This is a genomic window from Rhodococcus sp. IEGM1428, assembly GCF_050321865.1.
Taxonomy (GTDB): Bacteria; Actinomycetota; Actinomycetes; order Mycobacteriales; family Mycobacteriaceae; genus Rhodococcoides.
The window spans coordinates 334,751-356,010 of the sequence record NZ_JBNQFW010000003.1; the positions used below are offsets into that span (position 1 = coordinate 334,751).

General features: G+C 64.3%; 13 protein-coding genes. 6 read left to right on the top strand and 7 right to left on the bottom strand.

Going from position 1 to position 21,260, the window contains the following annotated elements:
- Positions 1–280: 280 nt before the first annotated feature.
- Positions 281–1,990 (bottom strand): DUF4012 domain-containing protein, encoded by a 1,710-nt coding sequence (locus ACQR3T_RS16365; protein WP_428694151.1) that lies wholly within the window; start codon positions 1,988–1,990, stop codon positions 281–283.
- 271 nt (positions 1,991–2,261) lie between these two features.
- Here ACQR3T_RS16365 and ACQR3T_RS16370 point away from each other — a divergent pair, with 271 nt between their 5' ends.
- Genes ACQR3T_RS16370 through ACQR3T_RS16385 form a run of 4 tightly spaced genes read left to right on the top strand, consistent with a single transcriptional unit; the run spans position 2,262 to position 14,351 of the window.
- Positions 2,262–12,155 carry an amino acid adenylation domain-containing protein gene (locus ACQR3T_RS16370; protein WP_428694152.1) on the top strand — a complete coding sequence of 3,298 codons (9,894 nt, stop codon included), beginning with the start codon at positions 2,262–2,264 and terminating at the stop codon, positions 12,153–12,155.
- Complete coding sequence (locus tag ACQR3T_RS16375; RefSeq protein ID WP_428694153.1) at positions 12,155–13,033, top strand: cyclopropane mycolic acid synthase family methyltransferase; 879 nt, start codon at positions 12,155–12,157, stop codon at positions 13,031–13,033. Before ACQR3T_RS16370 ends, ACQR3T_RS16375 begins: the two co-directional genes overlap by 1 nt.
- Positions 13,034–13,048: 15 nt before the next feature.
- Positions 13,049–13,720, top strand: coding sequence for a hypothetical protein (locus tag ACQR3T_RS16380; protein ID WP_428694154.1), 672 nt, complete (start codon positions 13,049–13,051; stop codon positions 13,718–13,720).
- A gap of 19 nt (positions 13,721–13,739) precedes the next feature.
- Entirely contained in the window at positions 13,740–14,351 is a 612-nt protein-coding gene (locus ACQR3T_RS16385) for a YveK family protein (RefSeq protein ID WP_428694155.1), read from the top strand.
- A gap of 7 nt (positions 14,352–14,358) precedes the next feature.
- On the opposite strand, the gene ACQR3T_RS16390 is transcribed toward ACQR3T_RS16385, so the two are convergent.
- From ACQR3T_RS16390 to ACQR3T_RS16410, 5 genes are read right to left on the bottom strand one after another with little or no spacing between them, the layout of a single operon-like run.
- Positions 14,359–15,381: a hypothetical protein gene (locus ACQR3T_RS16390; protein ID WP_428694156.1), complete on the bottom strand. Its 1,023-nt coding sequence runs from the start codon at positions 15,379–15,381 to the stop codon at positions 14,359–14,361.
- A gap of 48 nt (positions 15,382–15,429) precedes the next feature.
- The gene (locus tag ACQR3T_RS16395; RefSeq protein ID WP_428694157.1) at positions 15,430–15,870 is read right to left on the bottom strand and encodes a preprotein translocase; all 441 of its coding nucleotides are present in this window, start codon (positions 15,868–15,870) and stop codon (positions 15,430–15,432) included.
- Complete coding sequence (gene tatC, locus ACQR3T_RS16400) at positions 15,858–16,661, bottom strand: twin-arginine translocase subunit TatC (RefSeq protein ID WP_428694158.1); 804 nt, start codon at positions 16,659–16,661, stop codon at positions 15,858–15,860. The genes ACQR3T_RS16395 and tatC overlap by 13 nt, the downstream gene beginning before the upstream one ends.
- On the bottom strand, positions 16,658–16,873 hold the full coding sequence (locus ACQR3T_RS16405; protein ID WP_428694159.1) for a twin-arginine translocase TatA/TatE family subunit: 216 nt from the start codon (positions 16,871–16,873) through the stop codon (positions 16,658–16,660). The genes tatC and ACQR3T_RS16405 overlap by 4 nt, the downstream gene beginning before the upstream one ends.
- Before the next feature lie 31 nt (positions 16,874–16,904).
- Positions 16,905–17,912, bottom strand: a complete 1,008-nt coding sequence (locus ACQR3T_RS16410; protein ID WP_428694160.1) for a 3,4-dioxygenase subunit beta — start codon at positions 17,910–17,912, stop codon at positions 16,905–16,907.
- 176 nt (positions 17,913–18,088) lie between these two features.
- Between ACQR3T_RS16410 and ACQR3T_RS16415 the strand changes: the two genes are divergently transcribed.
- A complete protein-coding gene (locus ACQR3T_RS16415) occupies positions 18,089–19,111 on the top strand; it encodes an ABC transporter substrate-binding protein (RefSeq protein ID WP_428694161.1) in 1,023 nt (340 codons plus the stop codon).
- 121 nt (positions 19,112–19,232) lie between these two features.
- On the opposite strand, the gene ACQR3T_RS16420 is transcribed toward ACQR3T_RS16415, so the two are convergent.
- Positions 19,233–19,721, bottom strand: a complete 489-nt coding sequence (locus tag ACQR3T_RS16420) for a DinB family protein (protein ID WP_428694162.1) — start codon at positions 19,719–19,721, stop codon at positions 19,233–19,235.
- Between the two features lie 361 nt (positions 19,722–20,082).
- On the opposite strand from ACQR3T_RS16420, the gene ACQR3T_RS16425 reads away from it, so the two are divergent.
- Positions 20,083–21,213 carry a transposase gene (locus ACQR3T_RS16425; RefSeq protein WP_428694163.1) on the top strand — a complete coding sequence of 377 codons (1,131 nt, stop codon included), beginning with the start codon at positions 20,083–20,085 and terminating at the stop codon, positions 21,211–21,213.
- The last annotated feature ends 47 nt before the right edge of the window (positions 21,214–21,260 follow it).

Here is a 21,260-nt window from a genome sequence, read left to right on the forward strand (position 1 = left end):
CTACGCGACCACGTAGGTTCAGTCTCGGGTCCAGCGGCAGGCGGCGCAGGTGCACTCATGGGTGCGTCTGCCCTGACCTGTAAGGGAGGCGAGGACGCGACGGATCACTGCGATCACGTCGCATATTCGTGACCGATCACAGCGCGGATGGGTCGAACTTCCACATCTCGCTCCCCGCCCAGCACTGAATATCGTTCGTACGCTGTGAATGGTGTGAAGGTCGACTCTTGACGCACTGTTTTCGCGGCCGACGAGACAGAGCGGGCGAGCTAGGACGCAATCAGCACTCCGGAACGTCGATGCTCACCGTGGGTTGATCCACCAAAGGCTGCAGGGGCACCGTCGCCTCGCCCGAAGCCGAGGGCTCTTCGAGTTCCCACGTCACCGTCTGCGACTTACCCGGCGGAATGGTGAGGTACGCAGCCTGCACCGGCCGGCCCAGCTCGGTACCGGCCTGAATGGAGAATCCCGTGATGCCGTTGACCTTCATCGACGTGATCTTCGCGCCCTGAGTGCCGTAAAGGTAGACGATCGATTCGTTGGTTCCGTACTCCACCGTCGGCTGGAATGTGCTCGCCACGTAGGACGTTAGGCCCGTCGGATCCACGTTGTTGGTGAGTGTGGCCGTCACCGTCGACTTGCGGGTACCGGCTGTGCAGGATTCAGCCGAATACTTGATGTCGCGAGTGAGGTAGTAATCGAGTTTGTTGCCGCCGGCGTTGTTGACCACCACGTCGGCGAACGGGGCGGGGCTGTCCGGCAACACGTGACCCACTTTGGTGCCGGCCAGAATTGCCTGCTCGGCCGGGTCTGCACTCCACACCGAGATACGGCCCTCGCTGCCGGCGCGGCCCACCGCGTCGAGCAGAGACCTGGTGGGTGCCGCGCCCGTGGTCATCTTCTGCACCACTGCCGCGGCGATCTCCTGCAGGTAGGCCTTGCGGGCCAGCTGGTCGTCGCCGAACCTGGAATACGCAGTGCTGAGGGTGATGTCGACGACGTTGTCTGCAGTGATCTGCTCGCCGTCGGCCAACGTGACCGGGCCGGTGGCACCGAGGATGTAGCTCAACGCAATCGGGTCGGTTGCGATGGCGCCATTCAGCACTTCACCCGTCTGTTCCGTCCACATGGACGACCAGATCTGGCCGGCATACGGAAAGTGCGGGCTCGCATTCGAGTTGCGGAAGTCGGTGGTGGTGTTTCGCGGAGCCCACAGTGCGGTGTATTCGGGCCCCAGATCGATGGGCTGTTTCGCGAATTCGAGTTCGTTGTTGGCACCGAGAGTGTCGACGCGGGCCGTACCGTTCTCGGCCCGAATGATGCCGTAGCCACCGAGCAATCCGCCGGTGCCCCGAGCCTCCGCGTTGGTCTGGAATGCGAGAAAGTAACTGCGCGGGCCGTTGTCGCCGAGCATCGACGGCAACAGTTCACTGGCGATCCGGGTGTTGGTGAGCAGATTCGCGAGTTCGTGCGTCTGATCGATCAATGACGTGCGAGCCTCGTCCACCACGCCGAGGAAGGCGGGCTCGTCCACCTGCTGGGCACGCTCACTGAGCTCGTCGGCCGCGGCGGAGGTCTGCTGCAGCACCGGTTGCGCGTCCCGCAGGGCCGCGGTATCCACCTTGCCGCCGCCCTCGACGAGGCTGCTCGGGTTCAGGCTGGCACCCGCTGCCGACGCGGGGGCCAGCACATCCACGGCCAATCCCTGCACCACATCGCTGATCTGCGCTACCGATTTCAAGGGGCTACCGAGGTAGGGAACGGCTTTGGCGATGGAAAACGGGATGGACGTTGTCGCCGAGACCGCATCGTTCGCAGATTTGGAGGCACGAGCCGCTGCTGCCTCGGCTCCGGCCGAATCGCCGTCGAGCAACGCGTCCTTGGCTTGGGTTGCCGCGTCGCGCGTGGCCGTCAGACTCGACTGCGCGGAATAGGACTCGTAACCAAGCCACACCACAAAAGCAATGACAATGACCAGAAGTACGCCCACCGTGATGAGAATCGGCCGCTTTCTACCCGATTTCCGACCTCGGGTATCAGTGGAACTGGTTGCCATCGTCGGTGGCCTCTCGGTCGAGGAAATGTATTAGCGTGCACAGCCTAAAGGGGAGTGGACAATCTGGCGTACCTGTCGTTCGATCCAGGTAGAGCATTCACACCCCGTCGACTAGTTTGTAATGGGCGATGAAAGATCGACGTCGATGAGCGGCGCGCCGGCCGAATCGAAGCCGTCAGGGCGCGTCCGTTGAGGAGGTCGGGGAGTGTCGCCAGAGGCGGACGAGCGGTTCGAGGATGGCCGCTTCCCCCTGTCGGCTGCTCAGATGAATATCTACCTCGCTCAGCAGCTGGCACCGGACGTGCCGTTCACCATCGCGCAATACGTCGAGATCCGCGGCGATATCGATCCGGCCGTGTTGATTCGTGCGACCGACATCGCCTGCCGACGGCTCGAATCGCCTGCAGTACGAATCGGCGTGGACGACGGTCACCCGTACCAATGGTCCGACCTGCGGGTGCCGTACGCCATGATCTACCGCGACTTCACCGACCGCGACCATCCCATCGAGGATGCCCAGCGCTACATGGACGAGCAGTACCGGCAGCCCGTGGACCTGGTTCGTGACCAACTGATCGCCTCCGACATCATCCAAGTGGGCCCGTGCCACTACTACTGGTACAGCCGGGCTCACCACATCGTGATGGACGGCCTCGGCGCAATCTCGGTGCAGGAGCGCACCGCTGCGGTGTACACCGCATTGATCGAGGGCACCGAGATCCCGAAGACCCGAGCCATCGGTGTGCGGGAGATCTACGACTACGAGGCCGCGTACCCCGACTCCTCCCGCTACGAGACCGATCGCCAGTACTGGCTGGGCCGACTCGACGGCCACCTCGAGGCCCCCAGGCTGGCCGGTAGCCCGAGTGAACCGGCCGCTCCCAGCGGAGTGACGGTGAGTGTCGGTGCCGTGTTGGACGCGGATCTCACCGAAGCCGTTGCAGCAGTGGCACATCGGTACAACTCCTCCGACGTTCCCGTTGTGCTCGCCACGTTCGCGCTCTATCTCGCGCGCATGACCGACACCGAAGACGTCTTGCTCAGCCTGCCGGTATCGGGCCGAGCGACCACCAAGCTGCGGGAATCGTCGGGCATGATGTCCAACGTCGTGCCGCTGCGCATCGGTGTCGAACCAGGAGTCACCGTCGAAGAACTCCTTCGACGGATTCAGGTGGAACTCACCGGCGCACTGCGCCATCAGCGGTTCCGCGTCGAGGACATGCAGCGGGCGACCGGCGACGGCACCGGCAGTGCCGCCGCGGGACGCGGAGTGTTCGGTCCCACGGTCAACATCATGATGTACAACAGCACAATTCGGCTCGGCGACGTCATCGGCGAATACCGCGTGCTCTCGAGCGGCCCCATCGACGACATGATGGTCAACGTCTACCCCGGTGTCGCCGGCACCAGTACCCGCGTCGACTTCCTCGGCAACCCGGCGCTCTACACCACCGATGAGCTCGCAGCCCACCATCGACGCTTCCTGGCACTGCTCGGCGAGGTGGTCCGTGCACCCGAGGGACTCGCCGTGTCCGAGTTCGAGGTGATCGACTCCGAGGAAGAGGTGATCGGTGCATCTGCAACCGCAACCCCCGCACTGCTGCCCTCGCTGCTGACGGCCGGTGCGGTGGTGCGTGCCACTGGAGTCGATCAATCCAGCGACGACTTCACCAGGGTCGCGGAACATATTGCTGCGCAGCTTGTCTCGATCGGTGCAGGCCCGGAGACACGCATTGCCGTGGCCATCGATCGCTCCTATGAATCGGTGCTGGCGTCGTGGTCGGTCTCGATCGCTGGTGCATCGTTCGTTCCACTCGACCCCACCGAGCCCGCCGAGCGGCTGGCTGCAGTACTCGCCGATGCGCACGTGGGGTTCGGCATCACGACTCGTGCTGGTGTGCACCACCTTCCGAGCACGGTCCGATGGTTCGTCATCGAGGACCTGCTCGACGCAGACCCGATTGCGTTCACCCCGCCCACCCTGCACGTCGACAACGAGGCGTACGTCATCCACACCTCGGGTTCGACAGGTAAACCCAAGGCCGTCAGCGTCACTCACCGCGGACTCGCGCAACTCGCGGCCAACGTCGTCGACCGGTATGCCGTCACTCCCGACTCGCGGGTGCTGCACGTGGCCTCGCCCGTCTTCGACGCGTCCATTCAGGAAATCCTTGCCGCGTTCGCTGCGGGTGCCACCCTGGTGATCGCCCCGGCTGACGTCTACGCCGGTCCTGCCCTCGCCCACGTGCTGGACCGCGAGAAGATCACGCACCTGATCACCTCGCCGACGGTGCTGGCCACTCTCGATGCCGATGACCTCAGCTCCATCGATGTGTTCGACGTCGGGGGAGAGGAGTGCCCTCCTGCGTTGCGCGACAGGTTCGTCGCTGCCGATGCGGCGATGCTCAACGCCTATGGGCCGACCGAGACGACAGTCTTGGCCACGCTGTCCGACCCGATGCAGGCCGCCGAACGGGTGACCATCGGCGCGCCGCTGCCGGGTGTCCGCGGGCTGGTGCTCGACGCGCACCTGCGGCCCACGCCGTGTGGAGGCGTCGGCGAGCTCTATCTCGGCGGCGACGGACTCGCCCGCGGGTACAGCGGGCAGGCGGGCGTGACCTCGACGCGCTTCGTCGCAGACCCGGGGGTACCCGGAGCTCGGTTGTACCGCACCGGAGATATCGTCCGCCGCTCGTACGACGGTTCCACGATGGAGTACCTGGGCCGCGGCGATCAGCAGATCCAGCTGCACGGGCGTCGTCTCGAACTCGGCGAAGTGGAGGCCGCGGCCACGACGTGTGCGGGAGTGACTGCCGCCGTGGCCACCATTCGCGACAACCGACTCGTCCTGTACGTCACCGGAGTCTCGGCGGGACTGGACGGTCATCTCCGAAACCGTCTGCCCGCCTGGATGTTTCCCAGCACCGTCGTTGTTCTGGACGCACTACCCATCACTTCGAGCGGTAAGGTAAACCGTCGTGCGTTGCCGGCACCCGTCGCATCGGTCACCACCGACTACGTTGCGCCGCAGACCGACACAGAACGTACCGTCGCGAAAGCGTTCGCTGACGTCCTCGGTGTCGAGGATGTGGGGCGTGAGCACTCCTTCTTCGAGCTCGGCGGTGATTCGCTCAGCGCCACTCGAGTTCTCGCCCGGCTCGGTTCCTCGATCTCGTTGACCGTGTTGTTCTCCGACCCCACGGTTCGCTCAGTCGCGGCGGCCATCGACTCGTCCGTGACGCGCGAGGTGTCGCTCGAGCTACTCGATACCGTGCTGCCCGAGCGTGTCCCGCTGTCGTACGCGCAACAGCGGCTGTGGTTCCTCAATCAGTTCGATCCCGCATCACCCGCGTACAACATGCCGGTCGCCGTTCGAGTGGGAGCCGGGGACGATCCCTCGATGGTTCTGACGGCTCTGCGCGACGTCATCGAGCGACACGAAGCCCTGCGCACGTACTACCCGTCCGACGACGACGGGCCGCGGCAGGTGGTGCGGCCCACCGATACCGTCCTCGTCGAGGTACCCGAGCGCACTGTGTCCGAGCGGGATCTGGATTCTGCTGTCGCAGCGGCCGCGGCCGAGGGTTTCGATGTGTCGGCCGAGGTACCCATCCGCGCAACACATCTGAGTGTGGAAGAATCCGGCGACACCGTCGTCGTCGTGGTGGTGCACCACATCTCGATGGACGGGTGGTCGGTCGACCCACTCGTGCGCGACTTCGCCTTCGCCCACGCCTCTCGTGGAGCAGGTCACGCGCCCACCTGGCCACGTCTGCGCGCGCAGTACGGCGAGTACGCGGTGTGGAACCGGGCCATGGTGGATTCGGTTGCCGACGAACAGCTCTCGTTCTGGGCTTCATTCTTGAGTGATTCGGTTCTGGGTGATACCGACACCGCATCGGCAGAGCTACCGGCGGACTTCCCCAGGCCCTCGGTGCAATCGATGATGACAGACGCGGTCCCCTTCGAGATCGGATCGGAACTGTACGCGGGTATTCGTGAGCTGGCCCGATCGACCAACTCGACCACGTTCATGGTTGTCCATGCCGCCGTGGCTGCCGCCCTGAGCCGATTCGGTACCTCGAACCGGGTGGTGGTCGGGTCTCCGACCGCTGGGCGAGGTCACGAGGCACTCGACGAGATGGTGGGGATGTTCGTCGGAACCCTGCCTCTCGCAGTCACTGTGGACCCGTCGGGAAGTTTCGCGTCCTTGCTCGATGCAGTCCGCACTGCAGACCTCGATGCCTTCTCGCATTCCGACGTCCCGTTCGAGCGCATCGTCGACGCCCTGACGACCGATCGATCCCTCGACCGGCATCCGCTGTTCCAGGTGATGCTGGCATTCGACAATGCGCCGCACCGATCGGTCGAGGACCTGCCCGTCTCGGTGCTGGAGATACCCACCCGCACCTCGGAATTCGATCTCACGCTCGTGCTGGCCGAGGAATACGGTGACTCGGCGGTCCTCACCGGCCAGATCGAGTACGCGTTGGACCTGTACGAGCGGGCTACCGTCGAACAATTCGCCTCGGTGATTCTGAACATCCTGAACGCGGCCGTGGCGAACCCCGCGGTGGTCGTCGGAGACCTGGCCCTTGCCGACGTGCCGGCACTGCCTTCCTCGCTGGCCGACGGAACGCTGCTTGACGTGTTGGGTTGTGACACAGCTGTTTCCGGCGATACTGTTGCTATCGACGGCCTGGAATCGGTGACGTACGCCGAGCTCGATCGTCGCTCGAATCGGATCGCGCAGATGCTCGTCGCACACGGCGTCGGACCGGAAACTCTTGTCGCTCTGTCCCTGGAACGCTCGGCCGAGTACATCGTTGCGCTGTGGGGCGTCGTAAAGGCGGGCGGAGCGTTCGTGCCCGTGGACCCGCGCTACCCGGCGGTTCGCCGAGAAAAGATGTTGGAGCACATCGAGATCGGGTTCGGCGGCGTCGAGCCGACAGTGCACTGGCTCGACGAGACTCAAGCCCAGAGCTTCAGCGACCTGCCCCTGACCGACGCGGACCGCCTGGCGGCGATCGAACCTGCGCACCCCGCCTACGTGATCCACACGTCGGGTTCGACGGGAACACCCAAGCCCGTGATGGTGACGCATCAGGGTGTGTACGCGCTTGCGCAGCAGGTGATCCCGCGGTACGGCGTGACATCGAGTTCGCGAGTGCTGCATGGATATTCGGTGAACTTCGACGCCGCGGTACTCGAGCTCGTCCTTGCTTTCGGGGCCGGGGCCACCATGGTGATCGCGCCACCCGACCTACTCGGCGGGGACGAGATGTCGGCCTTCCTCGCAGCGCATCGCGTCACCCAATACCTGTCCACACCCGCGGTGCTGGCCACCGTGCCGCCGACCCCTGGGATCGAGACCGTCGCCGTCGGCGGAGATGTGCTGGGCACCGGTGTTGTGGACGACTGGTCGGCAGGGCGGTCGATGCTGAACGCCTACGGTCCCAGTGAGGCGACGGTGGTGGCCACGCTGGCCGAGTCGCTGCGCGCCGGTGAGCCGGTCACCATCGGTCGGCCGTTGGCGCATGTGGGAGCGTTCGTACTCGACGACCGGTTGCACTCGGTGCCGCTCGGTGGCGTCGGGGAGCTGTACCTCGCGGGCTCGGGTGTGGCTCGCGGTTATCACGCGGACCCGGCGTCGACCGCCGCGCGCTTGGTCGCGGCACAGGGCGGCACGCGGATGTACCGGACCGGTGACCTCGTCCGGCAGCAACCCTCGGGCATGTTCGACTACCGCGGGCGCCGGGACGATCAGGTCCAGATCAACGGTGTGCGCATCGAACTGGGGGAGATCGAGAGTGCACTGACGGCGCACCCCGACGTCAGCGGAGTAGTCACCGCTGTGCGTGAGAACAGAATTCACGCCTGGGTCGTGGGTCTCGGTCCGCAGGACGCTGCCCAGTGGCTACTGGACAGGCTGCCGTTGTCGATGCAACCGGCCGCCATAACCCGGATCGACGGTATTCCGCTGACCGGCAACGGCAAAGTGGATCTCGCCGCCTTGTACTCGGAGACGCTGCACTCGGACACGCTGAATGGGGGCGATCCGGCGGCGGTGCGCACCTTGGCGCAGGAGGTGGTGCTCGGAATCTTCGCCGACCTGCTGGGCATCGACGATCCTGCCGTCGACGCCAATTTCTTTGTCCTCGGCGGGGACTCTCTCGTCGCGACGCGTGCTGCCACCCGCATCAGTGCGGCGCTCGGCACCCACGTACCGGTGCGGACCATCTTCGAATCGCCCACTGCGGAACAGCTCGCGCCCGCGATCGAGTTGTTGTCCGAGAACTACACTCCGCTACCGGCTCTGGTCCACGATCCCGACGCGCGGTCCTACCCCGGCCTTGCCCCGGCCGAGCGACGAATCTGGCTGCAGAATCGATACGACCCGACATCGGCAGCCTACAACATCGCCTTCGAGGTGCCGCTTCCGCCGGACCTGGATCTCGATGTTCTGCGCGCCGCGATAGCGGATGTGCTGGAACGGCATACACCGCTCCGGACTGTGTACCCGTCGGCCGCGGATGGCCCCGTCACCGTTGTTCTCGACCCGCAGATCGTGCTGTCGACGTTGGACGATGCTCATGCAGGGCAGGATGCTCTGGCCCTGCACGGCTTCGACCTGACTCTCGAAGCGCCGCTGCGATTGGGCTTGGTGGATCGGGGCGGCGAGCGTGTGCTGTCCGTTGTTGCGCACCACATCGCGATCGACGGCCTCTCGCTCCGTCCACTGGCCCGAGACGTCGAGATCGCTCTGTTGGCCCGAACTTCGGGATCTGTGCCGGAATTCGGCCCTCTCGCAATCGACTATTCGGATTATCGAGTGTGGCAGCGGGATGTGCTCGACGCCGTGGCGTCGGATCAGCTCGAGTTCTGGCGTGGCACCCTGGCCGGCGTGCCGGAGTTCCTCGACCTGCCGACCGGAACCCCTGATCGTTCGGCCGACACCGCCGTGGAGTTCTCGGTCGGCCCGGACACGCTCACTCGTCTGCGGTCGCTCGCGCATCGGTTGGGCGCAACGGTGTTCGTCGTGGTCCACGCAGCGCTGGCCGCCGTGCTCGCCGAATCCAGTGGCACCCAGGACATCGCCATCGGAACCCCGGTGGCGGGCCGATCCGACCCGGAGCTCGACCACCTCGTCGGCATGTTCGTCGGGACCGTTGTACTCAGGACGCAGGTCGATCCGTCGACGACGTTCGAAGACTTCGTGACCGTGGTCCGCGACCGGGATCTCGATGCCTTCGCACACTCGGACGTCCCGTTCGAGTGGGTGGTGGACGCGGTGCAACCCACTCGCGCCGTCGATACCCATCCGCTGTTCCAGGTGCTCCTCGCCTTCGGTGATACGGCAACTCCAACAATCGAACTGGGGTCGTCGTCCATCACCCCGCGTCGGGTGGACATCACGGCCACACAGTTCGACCTGGAGGTCTTGATCGACGAGTCCGAGGCCGGATTGATCGGCCACCTCGGGTACTCGCCTGCACGGTTCTCGCGATCGGTGATTCTCGGACTCGCCGAGCGCCTGGCCGAGGTGTTGACCATGGTCTCGACGCAGCCGAACTTCCGGCTCGGCAGTGCAGAATTCGGGCACGCCCCGTCGGCCGTTGCATCCCACCGCGGCAGCGCATCCGAATGCACATTGGCGGCGGTGTTCGAGCAGGCAGTGACGAGCTGGCCGGACAATGCCGCGGTGATCGACGGCGCGCGATTTTTGACTTACCGTGATGTGGATCGACAGTCGAATGCACTGGCACACAGCCTGATACGTGCAGGAGCTCGTCCCGGCGCTCTGGTGGCCATCGCCTATCCTCGATCCGTCGAGTACCTCGTCGCGATCTGGGCCGTGGCCAAGACCGGGGCCGGCTTCCTGTCCATCGATCCGTCGCAACCAGTGGCCCGGGTGCAGGAGATCCTCGATCGCGCAGCTCCGGTCACGGGGATTTCGGCTGCCGACTTCCATTCGGTCGGTGCCGACTGGGTGAGCGTCACCGGCGACGAGCTCGACCGTGTCGATGTTCGTGCAGCACCGCTGGACAGCGTGGCCTACGTCGTCTACACCTCCGGTTCGACCGGGGTGCCCAAGGGCGTGCGGGTGACGCACCGCGGCATCGCGAATTTGGTTCAGAGCCAACGAGACCTCTTCGGAGTGGAGCCGGAATCTCGGGTGCTTCAGTTCGCGTCGCCGAGTTTCGATGCGTCGATCTTCGAGACACTGATGGCCGTCGGTGCGGGAGCCAGCGTGGTGATCGTTCCGTCCGAGGTACACGGAGGGCGCGAGCTCGAAGCTCTCATCGATCGACATCAGGTGACCCACGCCTGCCTCACGCCGACCGTGCTGCAAGTGACCGACGCCGAGGCTGTGCCGTCACTTCGGGTGGTCGTCATGGCGGGTGAAGCCGCCAATTCTGCTCTGCTGCAGCGATGGTCACGTCATCGTACGGTCTTCAATGCGTACGGCCCCACCGAGGGGACCGTCATGAGCACCTGCACCACCGATCAGCGTGAGTGGGGCTCGGCAGAGGCAGCGGGTCCGGTGACCATCGGCGGACCGATTCGCGGCTACGACGCCGTGGTCCTCGATGCCCGTCTCCGCCCGGTGGGAAACAACGTCGTCGGGGAGCTCTACCTCGGCGGGGCCGGTCTTGCCGAAGGATATGTGGGGCAGAGCGGAACGACGGCAAGTAGCTTCGTTGCCAATCCGTTCGGCGACGGTCGGCTCTACCGAACCGGCGATCTTGTGCGCTGGGTTGTTCAGAGCAGCGTGGTTCGGGGCAGCGATCGCGAACTGGAATACCTGGGCCGAGTGGATTCGCAGGTCAAGGTTCGCGGCCACCGCGTCGAACTGTCCGAGGTCGAAGCGGCGCTGCTGCGTCACCGGAATGTGCGTCAGGCCAGCGTGATCGGACATGCGCACTCGCTCGCTGCCTACGTGGTGGGAGGCGTCGAACCGCGGGAGGCTCGCGAGTTCCTGGCCAGGACACTCCCGGCGTACATGGTGCCCGGTACTGTGACCGTCGTCGATGCACTGCCGATGACGTTGTCCGGCAAAGTCGATGTGAGCGCGCTGCCCGAACCCTCGGTCATGTCGACCGAACGACGTGCCCCGGTCTCCGCGAACGAAGTGTTGGTGCACACCGTGTTCTCCGACGTACTGCAGGTGGCCGGCGAGGACATCGGTGTGGACGACAACTTCTTCGATCTCGGCGGGCACTCACTCTCGGCGGTGCAGGTGATGGATGCACTGGGGGACCGGCTGGACCGTCGGCTGCCCATCAGCCTGCTATTGGTACACCCGACGATCTCGGCTCTGGCAACGCAACTCGACGCAGGCGAGCACGGTGTAGACAGTGCTTTCGATGTGGTGCTTCCACTGCGAACCGAGGGCATGGGCGCGCCGCTGTTCTGTGTGCACCCGGCCATCGGAATCGCCTGGAGCTACTTCTCGCTGCTCGGGGAGACCGACCGCCCGCTGTACGGCTTGCAGGTGCCCGGTATCGCCGACGGGGAGGCTGCGCCGACTTCGATCGAGGAGTTCGCCGAGAGGTACGTGCGCGAGATCCGAGGTGTTCAGGCGCACGGTCCCTATCACCTGCTCGGGTGGTCGCTCGGCGGCGTGATCGCGCATGCTGTTGCCACGCAACTGCAGTCGGAGGGTGAGGACGTCGCCTTGCTCGCGCTCGTCGACGCGCAGCTCTGGGCACCTGAAGGTGCCACGGAGTTCGGCATCGACGATCTCGCTCGTCAGCTCGGGGTCGAGGGCGACTCGTTCGAGACCATCGTGGATCGATTGCGCGAGAACAGAAACGAACTGTCTTTTCTGACCGTCGATCATCTGCGGCGAATGTATCGTCCCGTCGCGGCGGCTCCCACCTGGGTGGCGTCGTACGCGCCGGCGGTGTTCGCGGGTCCGGTGCACTACTTCGCCGCCCGCGGCTCGCACGGTGCGGAGCACTGGACGGAGTTCGTGGACGGCCGGATTTCGGTACACCGGGTGGATGTGGAACACGAAGACATGCTGGGCGAGTTCGGTGCCCGTGCACTAGGCCGAGTGATCGGCACCGATGCTGTGGGGAAAGGTGTGGCGTGATGAGCGAACAATTGGAGCCGTACGTCGATGATGTGCGAGCACACTACGACCTATCGGACGAGTTCTTCGCTCTGTTCCTCGATCCGAGTATGACGTACAGCTGCGCCTACTTCGAGCGTGAGGACATGACGCTGGAGGAGGCGCAGACGGCCAAGATCGACCTTGCCCTCGGCAAGCTCGACCTGAAGCCGGGGATGACGCTGCTCGACATCGGCTGCGGTTGGGGAGCTCTTGCCAAGCGGGCCGTCGAGAAGTACGACGTCAACGTCATCGGTCTGACGTTGAGCCGAAACCAGTACGAGCACGGACGCACCGTTGTTGCCGATCTGTCGACCGACCGCACCGTCGACATCCGGTTGCAGGGGTGGGAGGAATTCGACGAGCCCGTGGACCGGATCGTCAGTATCGGCGCGTTCGAGCATTTTCGGCGCAACCGATACTCGGCGTTCTTCGCCAAGTGCCGCTCGGTACTGGCGAACGATGGACGAATGCTGTTGCACACCATCGTCATCACGCCGCCCGATCCGACGTCCGGTGCGGGCGGACTCACCCGCGAGGACGCGCACTTCTCGCGCTTCATCCTCCGCGACATCTTCCCCGGCGGACAGCTGACGCTCGTCAAGGTGGTCAAGTCCAAGGCAGCCGACGCCGGTTTCGATTTGCTGCGGGAACACCCCCTGAGGCTGCACTACGCGAGGACCCTCGACACGTGGGCCGAGAAGTTGATCGCGTCCCGGGACGAGGCCATCGCCGTGTCCTCGGAGGCGACCTACGACAAGTACGTGCAGTACCTCACCGGCTCGTCGGCGCGATTCAAGAGTTCACGCATCGACGTTGTGCAATTCACGCTGGCCGCTGCAGACATACCATCGAACTGACAAGGAATGCCCACAATGAAGAAGGCCCGGCTCAGTGTTGTCAGTGGACTGTTCGCCGCCGTAATGGCCGTCAGCGCGATGGCCCCCGGAACCGCTGCCGCAGCACCTCTTCCGGTCGTCGGGCCCGGCAGCGGTTTCGTCACCACCGGAGGCATCGACGACCTCACCGCCTGCTCCATCGCGGCCGTCGGATACGACGACGCAGGCCGACTCGTAGCGCTCACCGCTGGGCACTGCATTCTGCGCACGGGTCTGCCCGTCACGCTCGTCGGATCGCCTGCCGCCCCGGTCGGCACTACGGCCGTCGGGCATTGGGGACCCGATTACGGCGTCATCGTCCTCGATCCCACCAAGGTCACCCCGGTGTCGAGTCTGGGCGGAGTCACTGTGACGGACATCGGCATCGGGTCGGTGGGGCAGCCGGTCTGCAAGAGCGGGCTAGGCAGCGGACTGACGTGCGGCTCCATCGTCGACACTCGGGGAAGTGATCTGATGTCCGATGCCGTCACAATCTGGGCCGACTCCGGAGCTCCGCTCGTGGCCGGAACCACGCTGATCGGAATCGCCAGCCATGCCTCGGGGGCGCCGTTGCTCAGTCCCACCGCTTACGCGTCGGCACCAGAATCGCTGCGCTTGCTGAGTGCATCGGGTGCTCCGGGTGCGGGCTTCCGGCCGGTGGGAAGCTGATACACCCGGACGGCGTGAGGTGAGCGAGCAACGCTTCGGAGACATCATCAGGGCGGGCTGGCGAATCGTCGCCGTGTCCGTCGTCGTGTTCGTGGCCACGGCATTCGGGATCAGCTTGTTGGTTACGCCGGTGTACGAATCGCGGGCTCAGATGTTGGTCTCCATGCAAGGTCAGACCTTCAGAAACGATGTGTACGAGCCGGACTCGTTCTCGCAGCAGCTGCTCGCGGCGTATGCGGAATTGGTGAAAGGCAATCCGCTCGCGTCGAGAGTCGTTGACGAGCTCGCACTCGATCTCAGTCCGGCGGAGCTGGCCCAGAAGGTGACGATGTCGTACTCGGTGGAGAGTGTCGTGTTCGACATCGTCTCTACCGACACCTCTCCGGAACTCGCACGAGACATCGCGAACACCATGGCTGTCGAACTGAGTGCGGTGGTTGCAGAGCTGGAGGCTCCCGAGAGCGGTGAGGCTCCCGCGGTGGCTCTACGGATGCGCAACCAGGCCGAGGCCTCGTCTACTCCGATCCGGCCGAACACTGCGGAATATCTCACGATCGGTGCTGTAGTGGGATTGCTGCTCGGTGTTGCGTTGGTGCTCATCCGGCGTCGGTCGAACAGGCCCGCGCAGTAGGACAGAACTACACCCGATCCATCCCCGCCTGATGTGTCGGGTCGATGAGGAACAGGCTGCTGCCGTCCAATCCGTCTCTGCGGTGGATGTTTCCGCGCAGTCCGGCTTCGACCAAACGCACTGCGATGTCGTAGATCTCGTCGAGACGTTCATCGGTGAGGTCGGGTCGAACCGCAAGATCGATGTCGTCACCGATGTGCCGCATCACTGCCTGGAACGTCGGGCTCACTGCACTGTAGAGCTCTTCGCATTGGGCCACCAGGGCGCCGGACATCACGTAGTCGTCCGCCGCGCCCAGCAGCGGCGTCACACCGAAATCCTCGAGCAGGTTGATCAGCTGCACCCCACTGCGTCCGGCTGCCGTCGACCGATCCGACAGCACACCCGTTTCCACTTCCTTCGTGGTGAAGATCAGTGTGGCCTCGGCGCTGGGATCGAGTAGACCCAGATCGGCGCGCATCGCCTTGAGCAACAACGAGTGCATTCTGATGATGTACGCGTGCTCGCTCTGCAGCCGTTCGTAGGCGGGCCCGGCAATTCCTGTCTCGGGTGCCAGCGGGGTCAACACTCGGCGATCGATGCCCGTCGACAACTCCAGCGCCAATGGATGAACGCGTCGGCGAGCAACCACCAGTGCTGCGCTGAGTGCGAGGTTCAACTGGTCGTAGGCCTTGTTCAGCGCCCGAGTCGCCGCAGCGAGATCGCCTACCGGCGTCGAGATCACCGCTGCGGAAATCTCCTCGGCCACAACACGATCGACATTGGAGAGGGCGAAGAGCAGCTCTTGATAGCGCGCGGTCACCTGATCGCGATTCCACGAGTCGTTGTCACTCGACTGGCGCACCTGACGATCGACAGCATTGTGCAGTGCCGCCACCTCGCGGGAGATGACGTCCTCGTTCGCGCCGACCCGGCGCACGCTCAATGCAGCCCACGCGGCACCGACAGCGGCGATCACCACGACGATCAAGGTCCACAACGCAATTGCGGACACACCCGACTCCGAAGCAGCCAAGACGCTGGTAGTCATCGCTACATCATGCCGGATTGTGTTACTCAACGTCCTTCTTTCGCCGTTCTAACCTGCAGTGCGACATTCGCCGATGACCTGCGCGGCAATGCGGCGTGGGTCGTTTTCGGGCAGCGAATCGATGAGGACTCGGCGTGGATGCGACGACGGACCGGTGATCAGATATTTCTGCCCGGGTCGCACTCGGCCGGCCTCTGCGAGGACGTCGTCGGGCCACTCGGTATTCGGGGCGACGTCGGTCTCGCGTAGTGCGTCGGCGACGATGCGTCGCGGGTCGTACTGGCGCACGTCCATTGTTTCCCATTGGCTGCGGCGCAGCGGAACGCCCATCTCGTCCTCCGCTGCACTGCGAGTGGTGTCGACGAACTGTCGAACAGAGCGCACGGCCCGTCCGAGTTGTTGGGCGTAACCGGGGAGGCGCGAGGGACCGAGAACGAACCCGGCGATGATCGCGACCAGGAACAGTTTTTCGAAGGTCAATCCGAACATGATGTGAGCTCCGGTTTCGAGGGTGTGAGGGCGCGCCTGGCAGCTCGCCTGTCGTGTACCTCGGTGATCACGATGGCCGCACCGAACAGGGTCGCCATAGGTAACGCGACCAGGAACATGGACAGGACGTCGGCAGCAGGCGTGACCAGCGCGCTGAACAACGCAATGGCGACGACACTGAGCCGCCAGCTGCTGCGCAGCCTGTGTGCGGAGAGGATGCCGAGGCAGTTGAGCATCACCAGCACTGCCGGAAGGACGAAGGCGATACCGGTCGCCAACACGATCTTCATGACGAAATCCACGTAGTACGAGGCGTTGAGGATGGTGCTGTCCTCGTCGGAGGAGAAGCCGGCAAGGACGCTGACCATGCGCGGGAAGATGGTGAACCCGAACATGCACCCGGCCACGAACAGTGGGGCCGCGGCGGCGGAGAATCCGTACACGTACTTCTTCTCGCGACGCGTCAAACCTGGAGTGAGGTAGGCGAACAGCTCACGCAACCAGACTGGACTCGACACGATCACGCCGGCGAAAAGAGCGATTCTCAGTTCGAGATCGAAAGCGCCCGTGACAGTTTCGAAGTTGAGACTGGCTTCGCGCGAGAGAGCGAGTTCCTCGACGGGTGCGCGGAGGATGTCGAGAATCTGGTCGGAGAGGGCGAACCCGATTGATATGCCGACGAGCAGGGACACCGCCGCGCGGATCGCGCGGCGACGTGCCTCGCGCATATGTCCGGCCAGGGGCATGGTGCCCCGCGGAGCGGTAGCCCGCGCGGCGGTGGCCGTGATCACGACGCGTGTCGGTACGGAACTGTGGCGGACGAAGCGTCGGCAACCGCGTTATCGCGAGGTGCTGCGTTCTTGTCCTCGCGCACTTCGTCTTTGAGGATGCGCAGCGATTGGCCGACGCCCTTGGCGAGTGACGGGAGTTTGGTGGAGCCGAACACGAGCAACAGGATGGCGAGAACGATGAGAGCATGCCATCCGGTGAGGTTGTGCAACATGATGTTTCCTTCGGGGTGTGGGGAGAGTGGATCAGTTGGTGGGTGCGGTGCCGTCAGCCGGTGGGCCGCCTGCAGGGGGAGTGCCGCCGCCCATCGGAGGCTGACCGCCACCTCCGGCAGGTGCTCCGCCGCCTGCGGCGGGTTCGGTGGTGGTGTCGATGGCCACGGCCAAGGATCCGACGTAACCGGATGTGGGGTCGCCCGAGAACGTCCCCATCTCGAGGTCGTAGCCGTCGCCGAAAACGTTGTCGTTGTCGAGGCTGCCGAGCTGGGCCAGGTTCTTCGCGGAGCTCGGGTAGGTGTCGAGCTGGTAGATCGCGTCGAGCATGTCCTGAGGGAACGCGACCTGCGAGGTGGCAATAGCGTTGTCCGCGTTGGTTGCCGATGCCGCGTCGGGATAGACCTCGAAGTGCATGTGGGTCCATCGACCGGAATAGCAGCCGGGGACGATGGTCTCGAACGTCACCGTACCGTCGGCACCGGCAGCTTGAATGCCGCGCAGGTACGTCTCGTCTTCTACGCCCTCGGAGTACATCGAATACAGGCCGGCGGCATCGCACTGCCACACGTACACGGCCGCACCCTCGAACGGTCGATTGTCGTTCGCCATGTCGGTGAGTGTGAAGGTGAACGAGAGTGGCGTTCCCTCGACTGTGGTTCCGCCGTCGAGGCTGGAGGTGATGTCGTTACGCACGATCCCTGATTCTTCGAGAACATTGACGCCGTTGGTGCCGTCGGCCGGGTAGGGGCCGTTGGTCTCCTGGGGGATTTCGCTTGTCGCGCTCGCGGTGCCGGTAGTCGTCGTCGTGGAAGTGGTTGTGCTGGTGACACTTGCGCCGTTCGAGGTCGAGGAGCAGGCGGCGAGTGCCACCGCTCCAGCCCCCGCGCCGACGATGCTGAGCACGCGGCGGCGAGTGATCAGGGTGGTGATGTCGAACCCGGCACCCTGATCGACCACCTCTTCGGTGGGGCGATCGAGCAGCCGTCCCTCGTAGGTCGGTCCGGCAGAAATGTTGGTGGGCTCTGGAATTGGGGGCATCGTCTGATCTCCTGAGATGGCATCGGTTCTTTTCGGTAATGCCAATACTCTGGGATGATCCGGTGAGAACCCTGGACTCTCGCTGCGAGGTTCCTGTGAGCCCCGGGCGGTCGGTTTTACCATCGGGGATAGCTAAGGCTAACCTATAAGTCCGATCACCGACATACAGGACATTCATGACTCATCGCGCAACTACTCGATTCGCTGCCGTGCTCACCGCCGCGTTGGCCGGGTCCATCGCACTCGCGGGCTGCAGCTCGTCCGATACCGCCGAGACTCCGACCGCAGCGTCATCCACCGGCTCGTTTCCGCTGACCGTGCAACACATGTACGGCGAGACCACCCTCGACGCCGTGCCTCAACGGGTTGCGACCTGGGGCTTCGGCACCACGGACGCGGTACTCGCGCTCGGCGTCGTGCCGGTGGCCATGCCCGCGGCCGAATATGGCGGCGGCGACGATCTGATCTACCCGTGGATCTCCGACGCGATCGACGCGAGCGGCGAGACGGCACCGGTTCTGCTCGACAACGTCACCAACGCCTTGACGGTCGAGAAGGTGCTCGCCGCCGATCCCGATGTGCTGCTGGCCCCGCACTCCGGCTTGACGCAAGCCGAATACGACGCGGTGACCGATGCCGGAATCCCCGTCATCGCCCCGCCCGAAGAGCTGTGGTCGACGCCGTGGCGCGATGTCATCACCACCACCGGAGATGTTCTGGGCGTTCCGGATCGGGCCCGCGATCTGGTGTCCGATCTGGACCGGCAGGTGAGCGAGGCAGGTGAGCAGCATCCCGAATTCGACGGCCGATCGATCGCATACGTGTCCGAGGCCGCCGACGTGTACTACCTACTGCTGCCGTCGGACCCCCGCGTGGAGCTGCTCGAGAATCTCGGCTTCATCTCGCCTGCATCGGTGACCGACCTCGCGACAGACGACGCCACCTACTCGACCACTGTCTCGGCAGAAAACATCTCGAAAATCGACGCCGATGTGGTGTTCACTCAGGTCGACACCGACGACGCCCTGCAGCAGTTCGTCGATTCGCCTGTGTCACGCCAGATTCCGGCTGTTGCCGCGGGTGCAGTCGCTGGATTCGTCGGCCAGGAAGCCGGAGCTGCAGTAGGCCCGACGGCACTGTCGATTCCGTACTTCCTGCCGACTCTGGTCGACGGTCTCGCATCCGCCGTGAACAACTGACACGGCCCGTATCCATCTGATCGGTGCACTCACCGGCCTCGTTGCTGCGACATTGGGATGTGCGGCGGTCGTGAGACGGCCACCGTGGCCGAACGTCACCATCGATCGTTGAAGAGGTAGGTCACGCCCGACGAAGGATGTCGCGTGTGAGCTCGAGCTGGCCCAGGTGTTGGGCCAGCTCGCGCACCAGGTGGGTCAACACCCATTCCGGGGTGGCCGTTGCGAGCTCAGGGCGTGTGGTGCCCATGACGGTCCGATCGCGAATCCCTTCGCGTAGTGCGACATCCACCCACTCGGGTAGACGCGCCCGAACCTCGTCGACCCGGGTGATCACATCGTCGACCCGGCCTGTGGCAGTGAACTCGGCGGCGCGGTCCCGCGGGATCTTCAGGCCAGCGATCACCGAGCCCGCCCAGTACTCGATCACGGCTACGCAGTGGAACACGATGGCGTACGGACTGTTGGCACCTGGCAGGTCCGGTTTCGTGTTGGCCAACTCGTCACCCAGGTCCCGCAGGATCTCCGTCATCGACGACAGACTCCCTCCGGTGATCGCCAGAACGGCGTCAGCGACGCGGCTTTCGGCGTCGTCCTGCTGCGACGTCACCACGGGTACGACTCGAAGTCGGTGAGGATAAATCCGGACAAGTCGACATCTGATTTGCCTTGCATCATCGGACCGTACACCCGGGCCGCAACGACGCCGGATCAGATCCGACGGGTGACTCGAACCACCGCGTCGCGCAGCGTCTTCGAGTGACCGTCTTGTCCGCCGACCGTCCTCGAGCGTTCGGCTTCGGTGTCGACGCGCCAGGCGGTGGCGTCGAACAGGGCGGCCGCCCGGCCGTCCTCACTAGTCCCTCGTGTGTCTCTTCGCTAGGTTGTTCTGTGCCTATCTCCTTCGATGCCCGGTTCGGCGGCTTCGAATACCCTCAGCAAGTTCGACGTACATCTGGTCAGGAGTGAGTTTCGTGTCGAGCACCGGGACCGTGTCGGTCGATCACCATCAATTCGTCGTGGGATCTCCGAGCGCTGAAACCTACGAACCCTCAACGACCGGCAGCGTCATCGAAGTTGGTCCCAACTTCGTCACCATCATGACCGGCGTCGCGTACGGACCGGTAGCCGTGAGCGTCGACACGCTCGATGCACACCCCGGAGAACCGAGCACACCCTCGGAATGGGAAGTAATCGAAGAAGCCACGATCAAGGTCACCGCATCGTTCCGAGTCCTCAGCCTGGACGGCGAGGCCGCGCCCGACTTCGCCAACATACCGATCCGCAAGGGTTGGAATACTTTTCGAGTAAGCGCGAGAGGGCGCGATGCACGCTGGGATCTGACTGTAAGCGAGCCGACCGAGGAGTACCTCGTACAGATCTGGAAGACCACTCGTCCCGCTCCGATGCGTCGAATACACAAGCGCGACAAAGCATGGGACGACGACATCGTCACCCACAGAACACGTAACTGGTGGGACCCCGACCCGGCCGGGGACGCAACCCTGTACCTCAAATACGGCCGCGAGCAGATGGCTATCTGGGCCAAACAAGAAGCAATCGACTGGGGTGGCAGACCTCCGACCGACAAACTCCGACACACTGCCTACGCAAAGCAATTCGCTGCTCACGACAGAATGCTCGTCGACGCGTTGGTCCGCACTCGCGCACCCAAGCTCCGAAAGATAGCAGCTTGGGCAGCGCGACGTGCTTACACGATTGCCGGCATTGCCGATATCGAATGGATACGGGACGGGCTCGACGCATTGGACAACGGAAGCCCGTTGCCACCCCCGTTCACCGACCGACACAGCACGGCCGTCATCGATGCCTTCACTGCCGACAAACGAATCCAACTGTGGACCACATCCGAGAGCGGTGATACCGCGCCCACTGCCGCGTTGGCCGCTGTCAACGCGTTGACCGACGCCAGCTGGACCGATCCACTGCCAGCCTTGTTCAACGTCCTGTGGACCTTGCTGAAAACCCAAGGCTCTGATTACGCGGGCCTCATCGCGGACCTACGACATGCGTTCTATCCGAAATTGGCCCCGGCGGATCAGTACGAGAGGTGGATTGGACTCACCGTAGACGACGTCCCCTGACCGCCGTCACCATAGGATCGAAACTCCGTATTCCGTCGAGACCAGGA

What these genes read in the sequence shown, in the direction of transcription:
- ACQR3T_RS16375 (WP_428694153.1), top strand. Translation starts at nt 12,155, where the DNA reads ATGAGCGAACAATTGGAGCCGTACGTCGATGATGTGCGAGCACACTAC.
- ACQR3T_RS16405 (WP_428694159.1), bottom strand. Translation starts at nt 16,873, where the DNA reads ATGTTGCACAACCTCACCGGATGGCATGCTCTCATCGTTCTCGCCATC.
- ACQR3T_RS16415 (WP_428694161.1), top strand. Translation starts at nt 18,089, where the DNA reads ATGACTCATCGCGCAACTACTCGATTCGCTGCCGTGCTCACCGCCGCG.
- ACQR3T_RS16380 (WP_428694154.1), top strand. Translation starts at nt 13,049, where the DNA reads ATGAAGAAGGCCCGGCTCAGTGTTGTCAGTGGACTGTTCGCCGCCGTA.
- ACQR3T_RS16410 (WP_428694160.1), bottom strand. Translation starts at nt 17,912, where the DNA reads ATGCCCCCAATTCCAGAGCCCACCAACATTTCTGCCGGACCGACCTAC.
- ACQR3T_RS16395 (WP_428694157.1), bottom strand. Translation starts at nt 15,870, where the DNA reads ATGTTCGGATTGACCTTCGAAAAACTGTTCCTGGTCGCGATCATCGCC.
- ACQR3T_RS16390 (WP_428694156.1), bottom strand. Translation starts at nt 15,381, where the DNA reads ATGACTACCAGCGTCTTGGCTGCTTCGGAGTCGGGTGTGTCCGCAATT.